General features: G+C 40.3%; 17 protein-coding genes. 10 read left to right on the plus strand and 7 right to left on the minus strand.

Annotated elements, in window-relative coordinates; translation table 11 throughout:
- The first annotated feature begins 44 nt into the window (after nt 1-44).
- The 10 genes from FQ083_RS11325 to FQ083_RS11370 all read left to right on the plus strand — a co-directional run bounded on the left by FQ083_RS11325 (nt 45) and on the right by FQ083_RS11370 (nt 9,787).
- The gene (locus FQ083_RS11325) at nt 45-314 is read left to right on the plus strand and encodes a helix-turn-helix transcriptional regulator (RefSeq protein WP_262881112.1); all 270 of its coding nucleotides are present in this window, start codon (nt 45-47) and stop codon (nt 312-314) included.
- A 3-nt stretch (nt 315-317) separates the two neighbouring features.
- Nucleotides 318-554: a helix-turn-helix domain-containing protein gene (locus FQ083_RS11330; RefSeq protein WP_149409913.1), complete on the plus strand. Its 237-nt coding sequence runs from the start codon at nt 318-320 to the stop codon at nt 552-554.
- Nucleotides 547-864 (plus strand): hypothetical protein, encoded by a 318-nt coding sequence (locus FQ083_RS11335; RefSeq protein WP_149409914.1) that lies wholly within the window; start codon nt 547-549, stop codon nt 862-864. The genes FQ083_RS11330 and FQ083_RS11335 overlap by 8 nt, the downstream gene beginning before the upstream one ends.
- 166 nt (nt 865-1,030) lie before the next feature.
- A complete protein-coding gene (locus FQ083_RS11340) occupies nt 1,031-1,831 on the plus strand; it encodes a YdaU family protein (RefSeq protein WP_262881113.1) in 801 nt (266 codons plus the stop codon).
- Nucleotides 1,828-3,210: a replicative DNA helicase gene (gene dnaB / locus FQ083_RS11345; protein ID WP_149409916.1), complete on the plus strand. Its 1,383-nt coding sequence runs from the start codon at nt 1,828-1,830 to the stop codon at nt 3,208-3,210. The genes FQ083_RS11340 and dnaB overlap by 4 nt, the downstream gene beginning before the upstream one ends.
- A 536-nt stretch (nt 3,211-3,746) precedes the next feature.
- Nucleotides 3,747-5,705, plus strand: a complete 1,959-nt coding sequence (locus FQ083_RS11350; RefSeq protein WP_149409917.1) for an AAA family ATPase — start codon at nt 3,747-3,749, stop codon at nt 5,703-5,705.
- Entirely contained in the window at nt 5,692-6,537 is an 846-nt protein-coding gene (locus FQ083_RS11355; RefSeq protein WP_149409918.1) for a hypothetical protein, read from the plus strand. Before FQ083_RS11350 ends, FQ083_RS11355 begins: the two co-directional genes overlap by 14 nt.
- A 1,104-nt stretch (nt 6,538-7,641) precedes the next feature.
- The gene (locus FQ083_RS11360; protein WP_133105437.1) at nt 7,642-8,415 is read left to right on the plus strand and encodes a hypothetical protein; all 774 of its coding nucleotides are present in this window, start codon (nt 7,642-7,644) and stop codon (nt 8,413-8,415) included.
- 133 nt (nt 8,416-8,548) lie between these two features.
- Nucleotides 8,549-8,728: a hypothetical protein gene (locus FQ083_RS11365; RefSeq protein ID WP_133105438.1), complete on the plus strand. Its 180-nt coding sequence runs from the start codon at nt 8,549-8,551 to the stop codon at nt 8,726-8,728.
- Between the two features lie 102 nt (nt 8,729-8,830).
- Nucleotides 8,831-9,787 (plus strand): DUF1853 family protein, encoded by a 957-nt coding sequence (locus tag FQ083_RS11370; protein WP_133105439.1) that lies wholly within the window; start codon nt 8,831-8,833, stop codon nt 9,785-9,787.
- A gap of 25 nt (nt 9,788-9,812) precedes the next feature.
- On the opposite strand, the gene FQ083_RS11375 is transcribed toward FQ083_RS11370, so the two are convergent.
- The 7 genes from FQ083_RS11375 to FQ083_RS11405 form a co-directional block, all read right to left on the minus strand.
- A complete protein-coding gene (locus tag FQ083_RS11375) occupies nt 9,813-10,343 on the minus strand; it encodes a DUF2726 domain-containing protein (RefSeq protein WP_020442801.1) in 531 nt (176 codons plus the stop codon).
- A gap of 303 nt (nt 10,344-10,646) precedes the next feature.
- The gene (locus FQ083_RS11380) at nt 10,647-11,843 is read right to left on the minus strand and encodes an SPOR domain-containing protein (RefSeq protein WP_149409919.1); all 1,197 of its coding nucleotides are present in this window, start codon (nt 11,841-11,843) and stop codon (nt 10,647-10,649) included.
- A gap of 230 nt (nt 11,844-12,073) precedes the next feature.
- Entirely contained in the window at nt 12,074-13,447 is a 1,374-nt protein-coding gene (locus tag FQ083_RS11385; protein WP_149409920.1) for a bifunctional folylpolyglutamate synthase/dihydrofolate synthase, read from the minus strand.
- 229 nt (nt 13,448-13,676) lie between these two features.
- Nucleotides 13,677-14,630, minus strand: a complete 954-nt coding sequence (gene accD / locus FQ083_RS11390; RefSeq protein ID WP_187289120.1) for an acetyl-CoA carboxylase, carboxyltransferase subunit beta — start codon at nt 14,628-14,630, stop codon at nt 13,677-13,679.
- A 262-nt stretch (nt 14,631-14,892) separates the two neighbouring features.
- Nucleotides 14,893-15,711 (minus strand): tryptophan synthase subunit alpha, encoded by an 819-nt coding sequence (gene trpA, locus FQ083_RS11395; RefSeq protein WP_149409921.1) that lies wholly within the window; start codon nt 15,709-15,711, stop codon nt 14,893-14,895.
- A 114-nt stretch (nt 15,712-15,825) separates the two neighbouring features.
- Nucleotides 15,826-17,028: a tryptophan synthase subunit beta gene (gene trpB, locus FQ083_RS11400; RefSeq protein WP_188004112.1), complete on the minus strand. Its 1,203-nt coding sequence runs from the start codon at nt 17,026-17,028 to the stop codon at nt 15,826-15,828.
- 180 nt (nt 17,029-17,208) lie between these two features.
- Entirely contained in the window at nt 17,209-17,892 is a 684-nt protein-coding gene (locus tag FQ083_RS11405) for a phosphoribosylanthranilate isomerase (protein WP_149409923.1), read from the minus strand.
- Nucleotides 17,893-17,956: the final 64 nt, after the last annotated feature.

The following is a 17,956-nucleotide window of genomic DNA, read 5'->3' on the forward strand; positions in this document are numbered from 1 at the left end:
ACTGGACGTTACATACCGTAGCGTCATTTAGTGGAACTATACCAATGGACAAGCAACAAACCAATCAAACCTCCGTTATTGCTTTTACTGATAACACCTCAAACAGTCCAGCTATGCAACTGCCTACCACTGGTATGGGCAGGGCTAAAGACATTCTGCCATTCCTACCCTTTAGTAAAACCACCCTTTTTGAATGGTCAAAAGATGGACGCTTTCCAGCACCTGTTAGGTTGTCACCAACGATGACAGCGTGGTCATATGCACAAGTGCACGAATGGATCAACAAACATACATCAACTGCTAGCGAGGTGTAAATCATGCCGACACCTAAACCAACCTATATCCAAATCATCATGGCGCACCTAATGACAGGTAAGACTATTACCACTATGCAGGCTTATGATGAATATTCAATTACTTGTCTATCCCAACGTATCAGCGAACTACGCGCTAGTGGTGTAAACATTGATGATGAAATGGTAACGCAGAACGGCAAGCGGTTTAAACGCTATTGGATAGACGAACAGGTACGACAAGGGGGCAACCATGACTAATATTAGCCAATCAAATGACATATTAGTACCGCGCCTAGTCGCAGTCGATAGTTATTACCTGTCAGTCATTAATGATCGCACACAAGACTTATCAGACGATGCTGAGAGCCTAGCAATGGCGCTTAGTGTTATCAAAACCGACTCACAGCCCCAACACGGGGCACATGCTGGCAAGCATGGCTTACTGCTAAGGTTTATTATCTTTATGGCATGGGTGGTAATTATTGGCTTATTTATATCACTGGTACAGTGTCAGCCCATGATTCCAAAACCGATTGTAACCGATAACAGTAAGCCGAGAGAAAGCTAATGATATATCGGCAACAAACACTCACTCAAGAAAAAGCCCACCGGATCAGGGCGGGCTTATCCAATATCTTATGTAACTATGTACTGGCAAGTAGTATTCAACTAGCTAAGCTAGCTGATAGTGATCATAGCATATCACGTGCCAGCTATGATACAAGGGGCGTATGATGCACTACTTCACGTTTCACCCAAAAGACTATATGAGTAAAACGAACTTCCTTGAACCTATGGAGGACTTGGCTTATCGCAGAATGTTGGACTATCAATACCTAAATGAGTGTCCACTTCCTAAAGATATTGACGAGATAGCAATGCTTATTAATATGCGAACGTATAGCGAAAGCATTGCGACCGTATTGCGTTATTTCTTTGATATAACTGACGATGGCTATGTGAATGATAGAGCCGAAAAAGAGATCGCTAAATATCAGGAAAAATCAGACAAAGCACGTAAATCGGCTAACGCTAGATGGAAAAAAACAGTTTCTAAAGCCAGTAATGATAAAGGGTTAAGTAATAGCGATGCGAACGCAATGCAAAATCGTAGCGAAGGCAATGCTAACCATAAACCATTAACTACTAACCAAGAACTATCAACTAGCCTGCCATTTGATGGTTTTTGGAATGCTTATGACTATAAGAAAGGAGGTTTAGTGAAGCCAAAAGCTAAATGGCTATCACTTGGTATTGAGACACAAAAGCTAATCATGGCCCATATTCCTGACTACGTTAAGTCAACGCCCAATAAGAGCTATCGCAAATACCCTATGACTTACTTAAATAACGAAGGCTGGCTTGACGAGATAACAGAGTCTGACAACACTGACGCAGAGCAAAGCAGTAGTGCTCGTCTTCATAGCAACCGTAGTGACTCGTTCGACTCTCAGCCACAGGTCAAGATATTGAGCCGTGAGGAGCAGATAGCAGCAAACAAAGCGAACATGGAAAAAGCGGGGCTAAAATTATGAATTTTTATAATATGGATATAGAAAAGGCGCTATTAGCTTCGCTCATGAGCATAGACAATTCTTTGGGGCATGTTGTCAGTGAGATTGATGCTAACGACTTTGCATCAGTCAAGCATGAGTTGATATTTCAAGCAGTTAAGGCATTAGATAAAGGCGGTCTACCATACGATACGGTTATGGTTTACGATTGGTTAGCCGCTAATAATCATAGTGATGCTGTTTCTGATAGTTATCTAGCTGAAATCTTAAGCACAAGCCCAGCTACTCTATTTAACCTTGTGGCCTATGCTGATCGCATACTCGAACTGTCAAAGTATCGAACTGTCAATCGGGTGCTTCTACAAGCGCAGAACGAATTAAAGCAAGCCGATACTCGCCTTGATGATAAGGTTAATGGGATTATTGAGCAACTAACGGCTGTCATTGATACCAACAAAAGCGGTAGTGGTGCGCGGTCTGTCGGCACATTGATGGACGACTTTTTTACTAATCTACAAGCAGCTAGCAAGGGTGAAGTAATGCCATTCTCACCTACTGGGTTTATTGATCTTGATAACCGTTCACCAATACAAAACGGTGACCTTGTGGTCGTAGGAGCGCGTCCATCGATGGGTAAGACTACGTTCGGTCAAAACATTGTACAGAGCATGGTTAGAGATAGCTTTTACACAGACAGCAAGGGGAGTTACAAGCGCAAGGCTGGCGTGTTCTTTAGTTTAGAGATGACGGACTCATCTGTTATGCAGCGCTTCATGTCGTCAATGGCAGGGGTTGATTTAGGCGCTGTCAGAAGCGGTATGAATGTTAGCGCTGACGATTGGGCGAACCTGAATAATACGGTCAGAGATTACAGCAAAGAATATCCTATGTTCATCGAGTCGGGGTCATTAATTACTTATCATCAGATGCGTACGACCTTGAATAAAATCCGTAATCAGCATGGTGAGATTGGGGTCATTATGGTTGACTACTTGCAGATCATGGGCGGGATTGATGGTAAGGATCGAGTGAATGCACTTGGTGAGGTAACGAGGCATTTAAAAGCATTTGGCAAAGAGTTCAATTGCCCCGTCATACTCTTATCACAGTTGAACCGTAGCTTAGAGAGCCGACCCAATAAGCGGCCTATTATGAGCGACCTGAGGGAGTCAGGCGCAATCGAGCAAGAAGCCGATGTGATTATGTTCTTATATCGTGATGAAGTTTATAACGATAAATCAAAAGATAGAGGTATAGCAGAAGTAATTATCGCTAAGAACCGCCAAGGCCAAGTTGGAACGGTTCGACTAGGCTTTGAAGGTAGGTACTCACGCTTTACCAACTACAGTCCGATGATGCACAACCTTGATGCAATCCCTGATTTTGGCAGCAATTCTTAGCTGGCAAGTAGGGTGCGTTACAGTGATGAACCCTTATCTTCATATTAAACTTTTGATGTTTTTTCGCGCTTCTTCGCGCGCCAAAACGCTCTATTTCACACTCTCCAAGAGTTAAATACTTTTTTCAATATAGTAAGATTATTTACTTAAAAAAACCAATCAAAGTCATACCAATTAAGGCTTACCAGTCTTTTACTGGTCTTGTAAAAATCAATTTCGCTCTTATGTTTAGGTAGCAATATACCCAGTAATTACTAATTAACGCGCGAAATATTGTGTTTTTTCGCGCGAAGTCGCGCAACTACGCGCAAGAATCGTTTTTAATTAAGATATGAAGAATAAACTTCTGTATAGTAGATTTATTTTAAAAACGATACAGTGCTACTGGCTATAAATTTTTTGCATCCTCTGTCACGCCTACCAACAGCAATAAAGAAAGAATTATAGCAGTAGCACGTTATTACTACCGTATCACTTTTATTTTGAACTGGCTATATTTGATGTTAATTGGTTGTAAGAATTAAGGTACTAACTAAATGATAAACCAAACAAATAGGAAGAAAATTTTAGATTTAATTTTAAACTTAAAGGGAGTTTTTGAGTTTGCAAATAATAGAGACGAAGGTATTATTCCATTTTTAAATGAAATTTGGGATTTACAATCGATGCCTTCTGAGGATAATCGATTTAGTAATGCAGAACAGGATATTATCCAGCATACAATTAATAATGATGATTTGAGCTGGCATGAGTTATTCGAGAAACGATTAGGGCTAACACAACAGGAAGACAAATTTACAAAATTTCTAGAAGTATTTCTGTTACCTAAGTATCAAAATAATTTAGAAGATATCCACTATCTTGTAGAAAGAATTAATGATGTTCTAGATAGTCAAGGGTTAACGCTTGCTATAGTAAGTTACGAAGATGAGTTTCCTATTTTAGAGTTAACTAAAATTGATGCTCTTGATCAGCCTAGTGATATACCAATCAATAAAATCCCCTTCTTTGTTTTACCATATCCGAATATGCCAGTTGACAAATTTGTTAGTAGGCTAGAAGTAGATAAAGAAAAACCAACTCAGCACTTCCTTTTGGTAACAGATAATTGGGATGATTATGATCACAAAACTACATTCCAGTTAGTCTACTTCGACAATGGCAAGAAAACAGCTTTAGGCGATGTTAAAATAGGAAGCAACAAAGATCTAGTTACAGTAGACGTCTTACCAACTAATTTTCTTTATTTAGATGAGGATTTCGTCTCCCTTGGACAATCGGAGAATTATTATAAACAGCTGAAAAAATTGTTCGGTAATATGATTACTTCTATTCTTTATTCCTTAAAAGATACCGCTTTCTTCTCTGAAATATCTGAAAATTATGAAAACTCAGATACTTTTAAAAAATCTTTAATCAGATCTGATGAAGCCGAAAGACTACATAGGATCGCGAAGCCAATGATTAAAGGAGCTGATCTAGAAAACATATATTCTTTCGAATACCATTTTTGTCCTAAGTACGCTGAAACTATTGTTTCTGTGCCTTTTCATTTTTCTGCAGATGGATATTTACCTAAAAGAATGATTGCTCTGATAGGCAAAAACGGAGCTGGGAAAACTCAGTTACTAACCTCTCTACCTTTAGAGATCGCGAAAGAAAAGAGTGAAGTATTGACTCCTCATAAACCGATTTACAGTAAGATTATCGCAGTTTCCTACAGTATATTTGATAATTTTGAGTTTCCAAAGAAGACATCAGACTTTAACTACGTTTATTGTGGTTTAAGAGATGAGCAAGGAAATATTAGAACGAAAAAAGGTCAATTACAAAAGTTTCACAACACTTGGAAAAAGATCGCCACACTAGGAAGGCTTAAAAAGTGGAAAAAAATTATATCTAAATTTTTAGATCTTGAGCTAATCAATCTTTTTATTAAACCTTCGCCAGATGATTCCGATAATTTGTACTTTGATAAATTAGGTTTCAATAAGGCTAGAGAATCTCTTAGTTCTGGACAATCAATAGTTCTATTCGTTGTATCTGAAATCGTTGCAAATATTAGGCTTGATAGCTTATTATTGTTCGACGAACCTGAAACCCACCTTCATCCTAATGCTATCAGCCAACTTATGAATGGTATTGCAGAGTTGATTAATGAGTTTGAGTCTTACTGTATAATTGCAACTCATTCTCCAATTATTATTCAAGAAATGTTCTCTAGAGATGTTTTAATAATTTCAAGAGAAGAAAACATACCGTCGGTTAAAAAGATAGGTATTGAGTCTTTTGGTGAAAGTTTGTCTGTCATAACTGAAGAGGTTTTTGGTAGTAGGGTAATACCAAAATTTTATGAAACAACAATTGAGCGATTAGTGCGACAGCATAAAAGTTACGACAAAGTCCTAGAGATAATTAAAGAGGGTAACTTACCAATGAGTCTAAACGTTCGCCTTTATATTCAAAGTTTAGTAGAAAAATATGCTGAAAATTAATTCCTATAACGAAAGCTCATTCTCCTTTTACAAGGATGTTGTCAGTTCTAAACGTAATACTGTAAATAAACCAAGACTTAAAGGAGAGCTGGAAACAATTTCTAACGATCAATCATCCTACTTTGACGTTTACGATGACGCTTTTAGTTCCAACTCCTTGTCTATTATTGCAGCTGGGTCTTACAACGACAATGATAAAGCTAATTTAAATGGGCTATACAGTTATAGAAGTAAAAAAATACAGGAGTTAAAAACCCTACTTACTAGACATCCACTACATACAGAGAATATTCTGAATACTTGTCAGAATTGTACAATCAATGAAGCAGATACGATGGATCATGTCTTGGCACAGACAGAATTTCCTGAATTTGCTGTTCACCCTAAAAACCTTTTTCCATGTTGTGGTTTTTGCAATAAAAAAAAGTCTGATAAATACGTTGATGAAGAAGGGAATCTTTTATTTTTGAACTTGTTCCTTGATGACTTACCTCAATCTCAGTATCTACATGTTAATTTTGGTGACAATTGGCTACCTCGTTTCTATTTGGCTCAGCCTACCGATGTTTCTGACAAAGTTTTTAATCTGATCAAGAGTCATTATGAACGATTAGATCTTTTGACTAGATTTAGTGATAGCAGTAATAAAATTATTAATGATATAAGAACCACAATTAAAGTATTTGGAGGGACACAGATACCAGACATAGTAAGCAAGATGGAAGAATATTGTCTAGAACAAGGGCCTTTTTTAGGTTATAACCATCGGCAAGTTGTTCTTTATCGTGCTTTGGGTTCGTCTGAAGAGTTTATTCTCGAATGTATGAGATAAGTTCACTCAATAGAATAATTAAACATTGAATTTAGCATATCCATATATTTAAATTTTAAAAGTGATTGGTACAGTTATTTTGTTATAACCTATACTGACTCTATATTTAGTAGTATTAGATATAGAGCATTCTTATTATGATGGACAGATTGATGATTGAAATATGAGTTCAGATTCTTCTATCAATGATAGTTTAGAGTGTGTGACATACTGAAGACTGTTTTACATTAGGTTATTTAGGGACAGCATTTCACAATCAATCTAATCAAGGTTTATTTTTTCAATGAAATCGGGGTTAGTGGCTATCAATGCTAGTCAAGATCAGTTAGGTAAATCTCTCACTATTGAAGTTTAAACCTTATGCTGACTTCACCAAAGATATTGGAATAGGCTTAGATATTTGTAAGAATACTATGTTAAGGCTACAAAATGAAAGTCAATTACGCTTTTTTTATAGACTCACAAAACTATTTTGATATATATTTTATTAGTCGTTAATAAAGGAAATAAATTGCGCATTTGTGCGCGCCCTTGAGACTACTTTGAGCACAATTTTAAATAACGTTTAATTAGTATATTTTTACTCCAAACCCATACTAACTCTACCTTTAACAATATCTCTAAGATAATATAATGCTAATTATTTTACTGCTTACAAGCTAAAACGCGCGATATTTGTGCGAATTGCGCGCAACATTGTGCGATCCGGAATAAATATGCTGAACTGATGCATAATACAATTGATTACAAAATAAGACTCAATCTATAGAATATAGTTTTAATAACATTAAAATCAAAATCAATTGTTGGTATTATTGTTGGTATCGCTAAAAATTTAAACTATGAGAACTATATATTTAAAGGAACACAGACCTTTCTTTACTTCCTGCCGTTCCGACCAAACATAGTAGTAAAGAGAGAAGCCAATCATTGTTTTCAATGGTTGGCTTTTTTTTGTGATAAATTTGGCTGATAATTAAAGAAAGAAATAGTAAAATTTGAGCAGGGCTAGGATTCATTACTCAAAAGCCAGCCAGCCACACACCTTTAGGCTGGTACTGACTTGCAACTACTATAATTTAAGGGTGTGTAAAGGTGTAAATTATGGTTAATTCTAGAGAGGGTTTTTCAGATGCTGACCTTCAAAAAATTCTCGAACAAGCCGAACGAATAGAGTTTGAAAGATTGCAACATAGAACAACTATACCCACAGTATTTATAAAAGAATTACTAGATAGCCCACCTAATTTTTTACTAAGTCGTAATTTTTTTGACGTAGGTTATAAAGATAGGAAGAGAATATCAATCATTCATGAGCTAATAGAAAAGATAGAGAATATTGCTATTGAAGACTGCAAAGGACTTTTAGAAGAACAGGGTTATCGTGTAGATTTTGAGAAAGAAGAATCTATTATGTATAGAGGATTATCTGTTCATATTATGCTCAGTAACAAAGATATTTACTTAGAGTCAAAGGAGCTTAAATGCTTGAACTTTCATAAACTATGTGACTGTATCAATTTAAAAGCTTTTGCTAGACTTTATTTTGAGAACCAACAATATGAAGCTAGTTTTTACTGTATCAACTTAGTTGGCTATGTTTTTGGTGCAGGAACAAATGAAGTTAGAGGTGATAACGATTTTCAAAAAAAACTATCAAAGTCCAACAAGACAAAAGCGAATAAAAGATGGTCAAAACACAATCAAACCAGACCTGAAAAAAAGAAACTATACCTAGAAATTATGGATCAACAGAACTTCACTACTTTTGCTGAAACAGCCGAATATATTAAACAGCACATTGAAACAGATAAAAAACCATCTTATGACACTATCAAACGATGGTTAAGCCAAGCCAACAAAGGCGATTTTTCATAACCTATCATACTGTGGTATGCAGGCATACAACACGCTATGCATGCATAAGTATTTAGCTATAACCATACAACCTATAACATAAATCCATGAACCGTTACGCACCGTTGTGTAACGGCATAACATGGAGCTAAACATGACACAGCAAGATCATATCCCACCTAATCTAGAACAACAGCCATCGCATAACGCGCCTAGCAACTTATCAAAACGGCTATTGCCAATACTTAAAATGGTACTTAGCATCCTATTGCCTTACTTGCTATCACCGCCTGATATCAGCATTCATATTCATCACATTAATATCATATTTTAAAGCCAAAAAACTGAGCACTACCCTAGCCGATACTCGTGTCCTATAGACTTTTATAGAGCGAGCCGTTAGGGTAAATGCTACATCTTTGCATTGGTTCAACTTATGTCAGAGCCTATCGCTCAGCCCACATCTACTCGCCTTATAAATGACGCACCTTGGGAAACTTACCAGCGACCTTATGTGCGTGATTTGGCGTATGTGCTTGCTTGCCCAAACGTTTTGACTAAATGGCTTGACGTTGCGCCTTACCAAAACACTCATGCTATTTCCGTACATAGCGCAAGTTTTTGGCAACAGCAATTCGCAGGATATCAGCAGCGTTTAAAAGAGTTGGATACCACCAATGACTATCAGGCGCTAACCCGCTATTTACTAACGCGTCCAAGTCCCAATCGTTTGGGTTTTCACTTTGAAGGGTTACTGTCATTTTGGTTAGAGGATGGATTTGCGCGCAAACTACATCCGTATGAGACACTGGCTAATAATGTGCAATTATTTAACGGCAAGCAGACGACGGGTGAGCTGGATTTGATTTTATATAATCATGAGGAGAAGCTCACTGAACATTGGGAGCTGGCTATCAAGTTCTTTATGGGGTCAGCACCCTTTGAGCCGATCAACTGGGTCGGTATCAACTCCAACGACAATCTACAACGCAAAATGACCCACATGCAAACCAAGCAGTTTGGTAGCATTTGGGTAGATACCGAAAATCATGGACAAGTTAAAATCGGTAAGCGTTATGGGGTGATAAAAGGGCGGTTCTTTTTACCAATCAATACCTGTAATTTTACTTATCCGTCTTGGTTATCACCAAGCTTTCCTATACACGAATGGTGTGATAAGTACGACACAAGCACTCTCGCGACTCTTGATATAAGGGCATTACGAGCCGCCCATTATATTGAATGGTTTACTAGGCGCGATTTTTATGACGGTCGTCAGTCGCCACTGAACAATTCTAAAAACGATATATTAAAAACAGGTTTATATTTTGCAGGCGATAGACCTATTGTCATTTATCCTAAGCAGACCGAACAAGTAGAAAATAAACTTTAAGCTTTTATCATCATCTTAATAGCTTTTAATAACTCTCAATTACTTGCATCAGCTCATATCTCAGCATGTCGGCACTCGGCATGCGCTCCGCATGAAAACGCACGATAGCAATGCCCGCACTGGCAAGCGCCTTGTCTTTTTTGTCATCGGCTTTTTGCCTTGCTTTACTGCTATGTGTCCAATCATCAAGCTCGATGGCAACCAAGGTAGTCTGAGCATCAATATCAACGATTACATAGTCAACACTTTGACGGCAGATACGATTGAACCAAAAGCTGCGCTCAGATGTCTCATTACTATTCGCCTCGATAATCCGTGATAGCTGGACTTGTACAAAGATATGATATTCTGGTAATGCATTTTTTAACTTATTAAAAAATATCACTTCAGTAGGGGTCATGATAGGCATCGGCGCAAACGGCCAAATAGCCAACTCATCACCGCGTACAGGTGGCGGATCTGGTTCAACAGCTTGTTTATTAGAAAATAATTTTGGTAAGGTAATCAGCCCCAAAAAGCCAACTGCCAATATTAAAAATATAGCGCCAAATGACATGGTTTTACCTTATGCAATATCTAAGCAGTTAGATAGCTTGCCTATATGCTAGCCTAGCCAACATAACAAACTACCTTTAACTGCAGCAGGTCGACCCTTATGGGCTAACAGGTTATACAGAGAGAAACAAAAATGGTGCTCATGGTAACTAAGTATGAGCAAATGGACAAACACTAAAACAAAAAACACGACAATAGATGTCGTGTTTTAATTATAAAAGCATCAAATGATGATAAATGAAAGCACTCTCATTAAATTTTCAGCTGCTATTTCATTATCATGCGTTTAGCAGTTTAACAAAATCTAGCGCCAGTATAATACCCAAGCGCTGGTGGTATTCACTTTAGGGTCACTATTAATCTTATCCTTCAAGGCTAAAGCAGCTACTTTACCACGCTCAGGACCGACAACAACCCGCACACCGCGACTTGTCGGGCTGGTCTTAACTTGATAACCTGCAGATTGGAATTTTTTTGCCATCTCATCCGCTTTGGATTGGTCGTTTGCTAACGCTACTTGTACCCCAAAGCTACCTTTAGCATCGGTTTCTTTGACTTCTTTGCGGGCTTCACTGAGTTTTTGCTGAGCATCACGTTTAGCATCTGCTGACTTTTTCGCTAAAGCTTCTTCTCTTTGATGCTTTTCTTCACGTGCCTGTTCAGCCGCCGTCGCTTCTCGCTCTAAACGCTCTACTTGCTTACGCGATGGAATCGTAATGGTTTGACCAAGATTTAGCGATGTTGATGTTGAGAGATTATTGGCTTGAGCTAAGACTTCTACCGGCATATCGTACTGGCGTGCCAGTTTAATCAGCCCATCTCCTCTTTTGACTTGATAGTCAGAGGGCGACTTAGGTGGGGTCTTTTTTGCGGCTTCATCCGCCTCGCGCTTTTTTTCCGCAGCTACTTGCGCTTCAGCCTGCTTTTTAACGTCTGCTTCCTTTTTGCTATCTGCTAATTTCTTAGCAGCAGCTTGCTCTCTAATAGTTGCTTGTCTTTCAGCTGCCTGCTGCTCTGCTAGTGCTTTCTTCTTTGCTTCAGCATCATCAGCGGAATTAGTGGACGTCTCTGCACTAGAAGGCGCTGATATAGGTGTTGCAAGTGTGTTCTTCGTCGCCTTTTCATTATTACTGTTAGTATCAACGTTATCTTCGATACTTGGTGTGGTGCTCGCCAGATATTGCTGACTTTCAGCGCGTGCTTTTGCCAATGCTTGTGCCTCTGCCGCTTCTTGTTCAGTCAAGAACTGCTGAGCACGCTTTTCTTGTTCTGCAACGCGAGCGGCACGCTCTTTTTGTTTTTGTGCCAAGATACGTTTTTCTGTTTCGATATCTGTTGTCAGTGGTTGTACAGACGTAGGCTCAGCACTCGGTTGATCGATCATTGCCGATGCTGGCTGTGATTTATTGGTATCACCAATTTGTTGTACCATGGCGTATAGCATCACGCTACCACCGATAATCATCCCAATGCCCAATAAGGCTTGTCTCGAAAAATTCATCCGTTTACGTCTCTTAGTTGGTAATAAGGTTGATTGGGCGGCACGGTTATTGTTTTAAACTATATTATAGATAGCTTAAATCAGCAAGCCATTAGCGCCAGTTGCTTCCATCAGTGTTAATACTAATGCGCTAGGTTTTAATCACTTTGATTATAAAGCATATTTTTCATGCTGTCTGCCACCACGCTATTACTAAGACTAACATCAAACAATCAATGTTTTAACGTAAATTATCGCGTTTCAAGCGTAGACAATGCCTCTCCAATCGTATGAAAAGAGCCACAGACTACGATCAAATCTTGTGGCTGACTGGCATTTATAATCGCATGAGTGGCTTCTTGCAAACGCGCAAACTCATGTATCTGAGAATCATCGAAATAGCTCGCTAAGATACCTTGCAAATGCTCCGTAGTGGCAGCACGTGGATAATCAATCTCAGCGATGAACCAATCACTGATTGGCAAGCCTGCTGTCGTCAAACGCTGCACCACTTTATTAATATCTTTATCACCTAGCATAGAAAACAACATTTTAATGGTAGCAGGTTCACCTGAAGTTTGATTAACTTGTTCAGGTGTACTTTGCTGTGTTAAATGCTGCTGCCAAAGCGGTAATAATTGCGCCAATAAAAACTCAACGCCTTGGTCATTATGCGCCACATCAAATAGCCAATGACGCTCATGGACTTCACGATAATCGAAGCGACCGGCAAGCTTAACTGTTTTTAGCGCTTGCTCTATAGCATTGGTATCGACGTCCAAGGGACTTGCAAGTACTGCTGACAGAGCATTGGCAGTATTGGTGAATGACAGTGCGGGTCGTGGCAACTGCAACGTCACAGCGGCATTACTATATTGCCACGTAGTCGAATCATTTTCGTAATAGCTGAAGTCTTTGCCGATTTGATAACAAGTCACCTGATGCTTATCTATCGCTTGCTGTACGCTATTTGGCATCTCTGTAGCACCGTAAATGACGCTAATCCCATTACGTAAAATACCTGCTTTTTCCGCTCCGATGGCTTCCACATTATCACCCAACCAATCAACATGATCGATGGCAATATTGGTAATCACTGCCATATCAGGGTCGATGATATTGACCACATCTAAGCGACCGCCCAGCCCTACTTCTAACACCCAAACATCGCAATCCGCTTCAGAGAATATGAGTAAAGCTGCCAGTGTTGTCATCTCAAAAAATGACAATGTTAAATCACATTGCAACCGTGCCGCTTCTATTTTGCTAAAGGCAGTAATCAGGGTTTCATCGCTGACCATCTCGCCATCGATCCGTACCCGCTCGTTAAAGACGCTCAAGTGCGGCGATTGATATAAGGCAGTTTTATATCCTGCGGCTTGGCACATCTGCGCGATGACCGCAGTCGTCGAGCCTTTGCCATTAGTACCTGCAACCGTAAATACATAGGCGTCATCTTTGGCTGATTGTACGACTCCCAATGCCTCAGCAACTGGCAGTACTCGTGACAGCCCCATATCTATCGCCGAGACATGAATCTGCTGCATATAATTCAGCCATTCGGTTAAAGTGGCTTGGTTGTCAGGGGTACTACTGGGGCTACGAGACACTAAAGAATCAGACATGGACAGAACCTATATCAAAGTTTGAGATAAAAGATAAAACTTATATAAAAAAATAAAAACAGTATGACTAGCTTGCTACAAAGCAAAAATAGCATTTACCGTTATACACGATAAATGCTATTCATTAGTTTTACATATTTGGCAGATATTAGCACGCCGCTCGATCATTATGCAGCGAAATTATAAAACAGCTGCTTGAATCTAACCCACGTGTTTTTATTTTTACTACCTACTGAGCATCAACGTTGGGTACGCTACACAGTTTTGCCAGCAGACGATAAATGGTATCAATCATTTGATGACGATGTACCACTTCATCAACCACACCATGTTCTAGCAAAAACTCTGCACGTTGAAACGGCTCTTCTAGTGTCTCACGTACTGTCTGTTCAATCACACGCTTACCAGCAAAGCCAATCATAGCTTTTGGTTCTGCTAAGTGAATGTCACCAAGCATCGCAAGAGATGCGGTCACACCGCCATAAACAGGATTGGTCAGTATCACGATATATGGCACGCCAGCAATTCTCAAACGCTCGATTGCTGCTGCTGTTCTTGCCATTTGCATCAATGATAGCAAGCCTTCTTGCATACGCGCACCACCAGAGGCAGCGAAACAGACCAAAGGTACTCTGTCTGCGAGGGCTTTTTCGGCAGCTTGAACAAAACGGTCGCCAACCACCGATCCCATAGAGCCACCCATAAATCGAAAGTCAAACGCACAAGTTACGATATCGAGATTGCGCAATTTGCCATATAGCACAATCAGCGCTTCACTCTCTTTCGTTTTTTCTTGTGCTTCTGCCATGCGACTTGGATACGGCTTACTATCTACAAATTTTAGCGGGTCTTTGGCGGTAAACTCTTGCCCAAGCTCGCCTTCTACCTTATCAAGCAGCCAGTTCAAGCGCTCACGAGCACTCATTGGCAGATGATGGTCACAATGCGGGCACACGTAACAGTTAAAAATCAGCGCTGTATTGGTAATGATCGAATGGCAGCTGCTGCATTTTGTAGAAGGCTCTGTCTCTACAGCGGTCAATTGCGCCGTTAATTGCTGTTTGATACCCGGAATCGGGCGCTCAAACCATGATTGACCGGCTTTATTGCCATTCTGCTGCAGGCTTGTACTATCGTTATTTATATCAGGTTTTGTCATCGTATCAGTCATATTATTCGCCATTATCTAAGGCTTATTGGCAAGCTCACTTGTGCACTTGTCCGTAAGAGTCCATTTATAAGAATCAGTTTAATCGTCACATATCCTCATGACTTTAGCAATTATAAGGCACGCTAATGCATAACTGTGACCATTTATATGTAATGTTAGTTTACACACGTAAACTAACTTTAGCAAAGCCATTTGCCTGTGTCTTTATAAACATTGTTATAAATAGCCTCATAAATATTGTGACGATAACTTGCCCAACTGTTTGAGCGGGTGCTTATAAACTATCGAGTGCGCCGCGTAACTCATCCATTTTTGCCATAATTTTTTGCTGAGCATTAGCGACTGCAGCGATATCATTGGCATCGATATCAGCAAAGTTCTGCACCAATGCACTACCGACGATAATACCATCCGCATGAGCACCAATTGCTTTGGCAGAAGTTGCATCACGAATACCAAAGCCCACACATACTGGCAAATCCGTCTCTGCTTTAATGGCTCGTACTTGCCTTGCAACATCGTCAGTATCTAGCGTTGCTGAACCCGTCACGCCTTTTAAAGACACGTAGTAGATATAACCACCGCAATGGGTCAATACTTGCTGACGACGTTCAGCCAGCGTAGTTGGTGATAATAAGAAAATCTCATTCATCGCGTGCTCAGTCAAATGCTGGGTAAAGCTACCCGCTTCTGCTGGCGGCAAATCAACCATCAAAATACCATCGACGCCTGACTGCTCGCATAGCGCAACAAAGTTATCATAACCGATAATCTCTACTGGATTGAGGTAACCCATCAGGATAATTGGCGTCTGCGTGTCTTGCAGACGGAACTCTTTGACCATTTTTAGCGCATCACGAGTGCTCGTACCTGCTGCTAATGCACGCTCGCCTGCCAATGCTACTGTAGGACCATCTGCCATTGGGTCAGAAAATGGTAAGCCCACTTCAATCATATCTGCGCCATGCTTGACTAAATCATGCAGCAAGCCAACAAAGTTACTCGGATTAGGATCGCCTGCCATCACATAAGGGATGAGTGCTTTTTTATTTTGTGCTTTTAGGGTTTCAAAGGTGCTTTCAATTCGAGTCATAGTGGTCTCTTAATTATTATAAACTGGCTCATTTGACCCTTTATTTAATAATAACGGGTCAAATCAGTAATTTTTCTTCCAAGGAATAATCCAGTTGCTACTAAAAAGTAGCTATTACAGCTCAATCCCTTCTGCCTTCATCACCGAATGCAAATCTTTATCGCCACGACCAGACATATTGACGATAATAGTTTGATCAGGAGTCATCGTTTTAGCCAGCTTCAGTGCATAAGCGACCGCATGAGCAGATTCAAGCGCCGGAATGATGCCTTCTTTACGCGTGACTTCATGGAAACCTTCTAACGACTCCTTATCGGTACAACCAACATACTCAACACGCTTCATATCTTTTAAGAAGCTATGCTCAGGACCAACACCAGGATAATCAAGACCAGCTGAGATAGAATGGGTTTCTTGGATTTGACCTTCATCATCGGCCATCAAGTAAGTACGGTTACCGTGTAATACACCAATACGACCAGCAGCTAATGGTGCTGAATGACGACCCGTCTCAATACCATCACCTGTTGCTTCCACGCCATACATTTTAACTTCATTATCATTTAAGAAGTCAAAGAATAGACCAATGGCATTTGAGCCGCCGCCAACACAAGCGACTAGCGCATCTGGTAATTTACCCGTCATTTGCAAATGTTGCACACGCGCTTCTTTACCGATAATTGCTTGGAAGTCGCGTACGAGTAATGGATAAGGATGCGGACCTGCAACCGTACCGATAATATAATACGTGCTATCCACATTGGTAACCCAATCACGCATGGCTTCATTCATCGCATCTTTGAGAGTGCGTGAGCCAGATGTTACTGGCACAACTGTCGCACCAAGTAAGCGCATACGGTAGACGTTCATCTTTTGACGCTCAACATCGTCCGCGCCCATATAAACGATACACTCTAGTCCCAAACGCGCGGCAATCGTCGCCGTCGCAACGCCATGTTGCCCTGCTCCAGTTTCTGCAATAATACGTTTTTTGCCACTCATTTTGGCAAGGAGCGCTTGACCAATAGTGTTATTGACCTTATGAGCGCCAGTATGGTTTAAGTCTTCACGCTTAAAGTAAATTTGCGCACCGCCAATCTCATCACTTAGACGCTTGGCATGATAGAGAGGCGTTGGGCGTCCAACATAGTTGACCAAATCATTGTGATATTCTTCCCAAAACGCAGGGTCTTTTTTGACTGTGTTATATAACGTTTCTAGCTCTTCTAACGCTGCCATCAAGGTTTCAGAGACAAAGCGTCCGCCGTGGACGCCAAAATGTCCTCGCGCATCAGGATACTGGTTAAAATCTTGCACACTTTCTGGATTGGTAAAGCTATTAATAGCGTGTGCGGTGGCAGATACATCTTTGTTAGCGACATGACTCATGGTAATTCCTACTGTAATAAGTGGTATTTTTTAGGATAGCTGTTTTTTGGAATAACTATAGGGAAAACTGTTTATATAGTTTGCTTTGGCAATGTGGCAGCAGTAAAGCTAACTATTTATATTCGAAGGTTCGCCAAGCGTCTCGTTTTGCCATCGGTCGCGTTTTACCGCTTTCATAAAGGCGCGAATCTTAGCGGGGTCTTTTTTGCCTTTATCAATCTCAATACCGCCGCTGACATCGACTGCGTAAATAGGCAGCTCTATTGTGGCAGCGACATTGTCAGCATCAAGCCCACCCGCTAAGATAATCGGTAGTGAGCTGTCATTCGGTATCAAACTCCAGTCAAAGCGTGCGCCTGTGCCGCCATACTTATGCTGATGGTAGGCATCTAGTAATATGCTGCTCGCCCCTGCTGCGGCAAAACTGTCAATTTGCATCTTTACACTATCGAGCGTATCTTGCTCAGCATTGACACGCAACGCTTTAATCCAGCGTTTATTGACGCTGCTTGCCAGCTGACGGCACTGCTCGGGCGTTTCATCGCCATGAAATTGGATAATATCAAAAGAGACATGATTTGCCAGTTCAATAAGCTCATCTTCAGGCATATTGACGACCAAAGCCACCACACTGATAAAAGCCGGTACTGCAGCACTCAATATTTGCGCCTGCTCGATTGTAACCGCACGAGGACTTGGCGGATAAAATACCAAGCCAATGGCGTCCGCATTGAGCTTAACAGCAGCTTTAATATCATCAAGTTGAGTAAATCCACAAAACTTAACGTGCATGAGGTGACCTTGCGAAAGACTGAATATGATGATTTGTTAATAAAGGAGCAAATCAATTGCATCC

Source organism: Psychrobacter sp. ANT_H59, assembly GCF_008369225.1.
Lineage (GTDB): Bacteria > Pseudomonadota > Gammaproteobacteria > Pseudomonadales > Moraxellaceae > Psychrobacter > Psychrobacter cryohalolentis.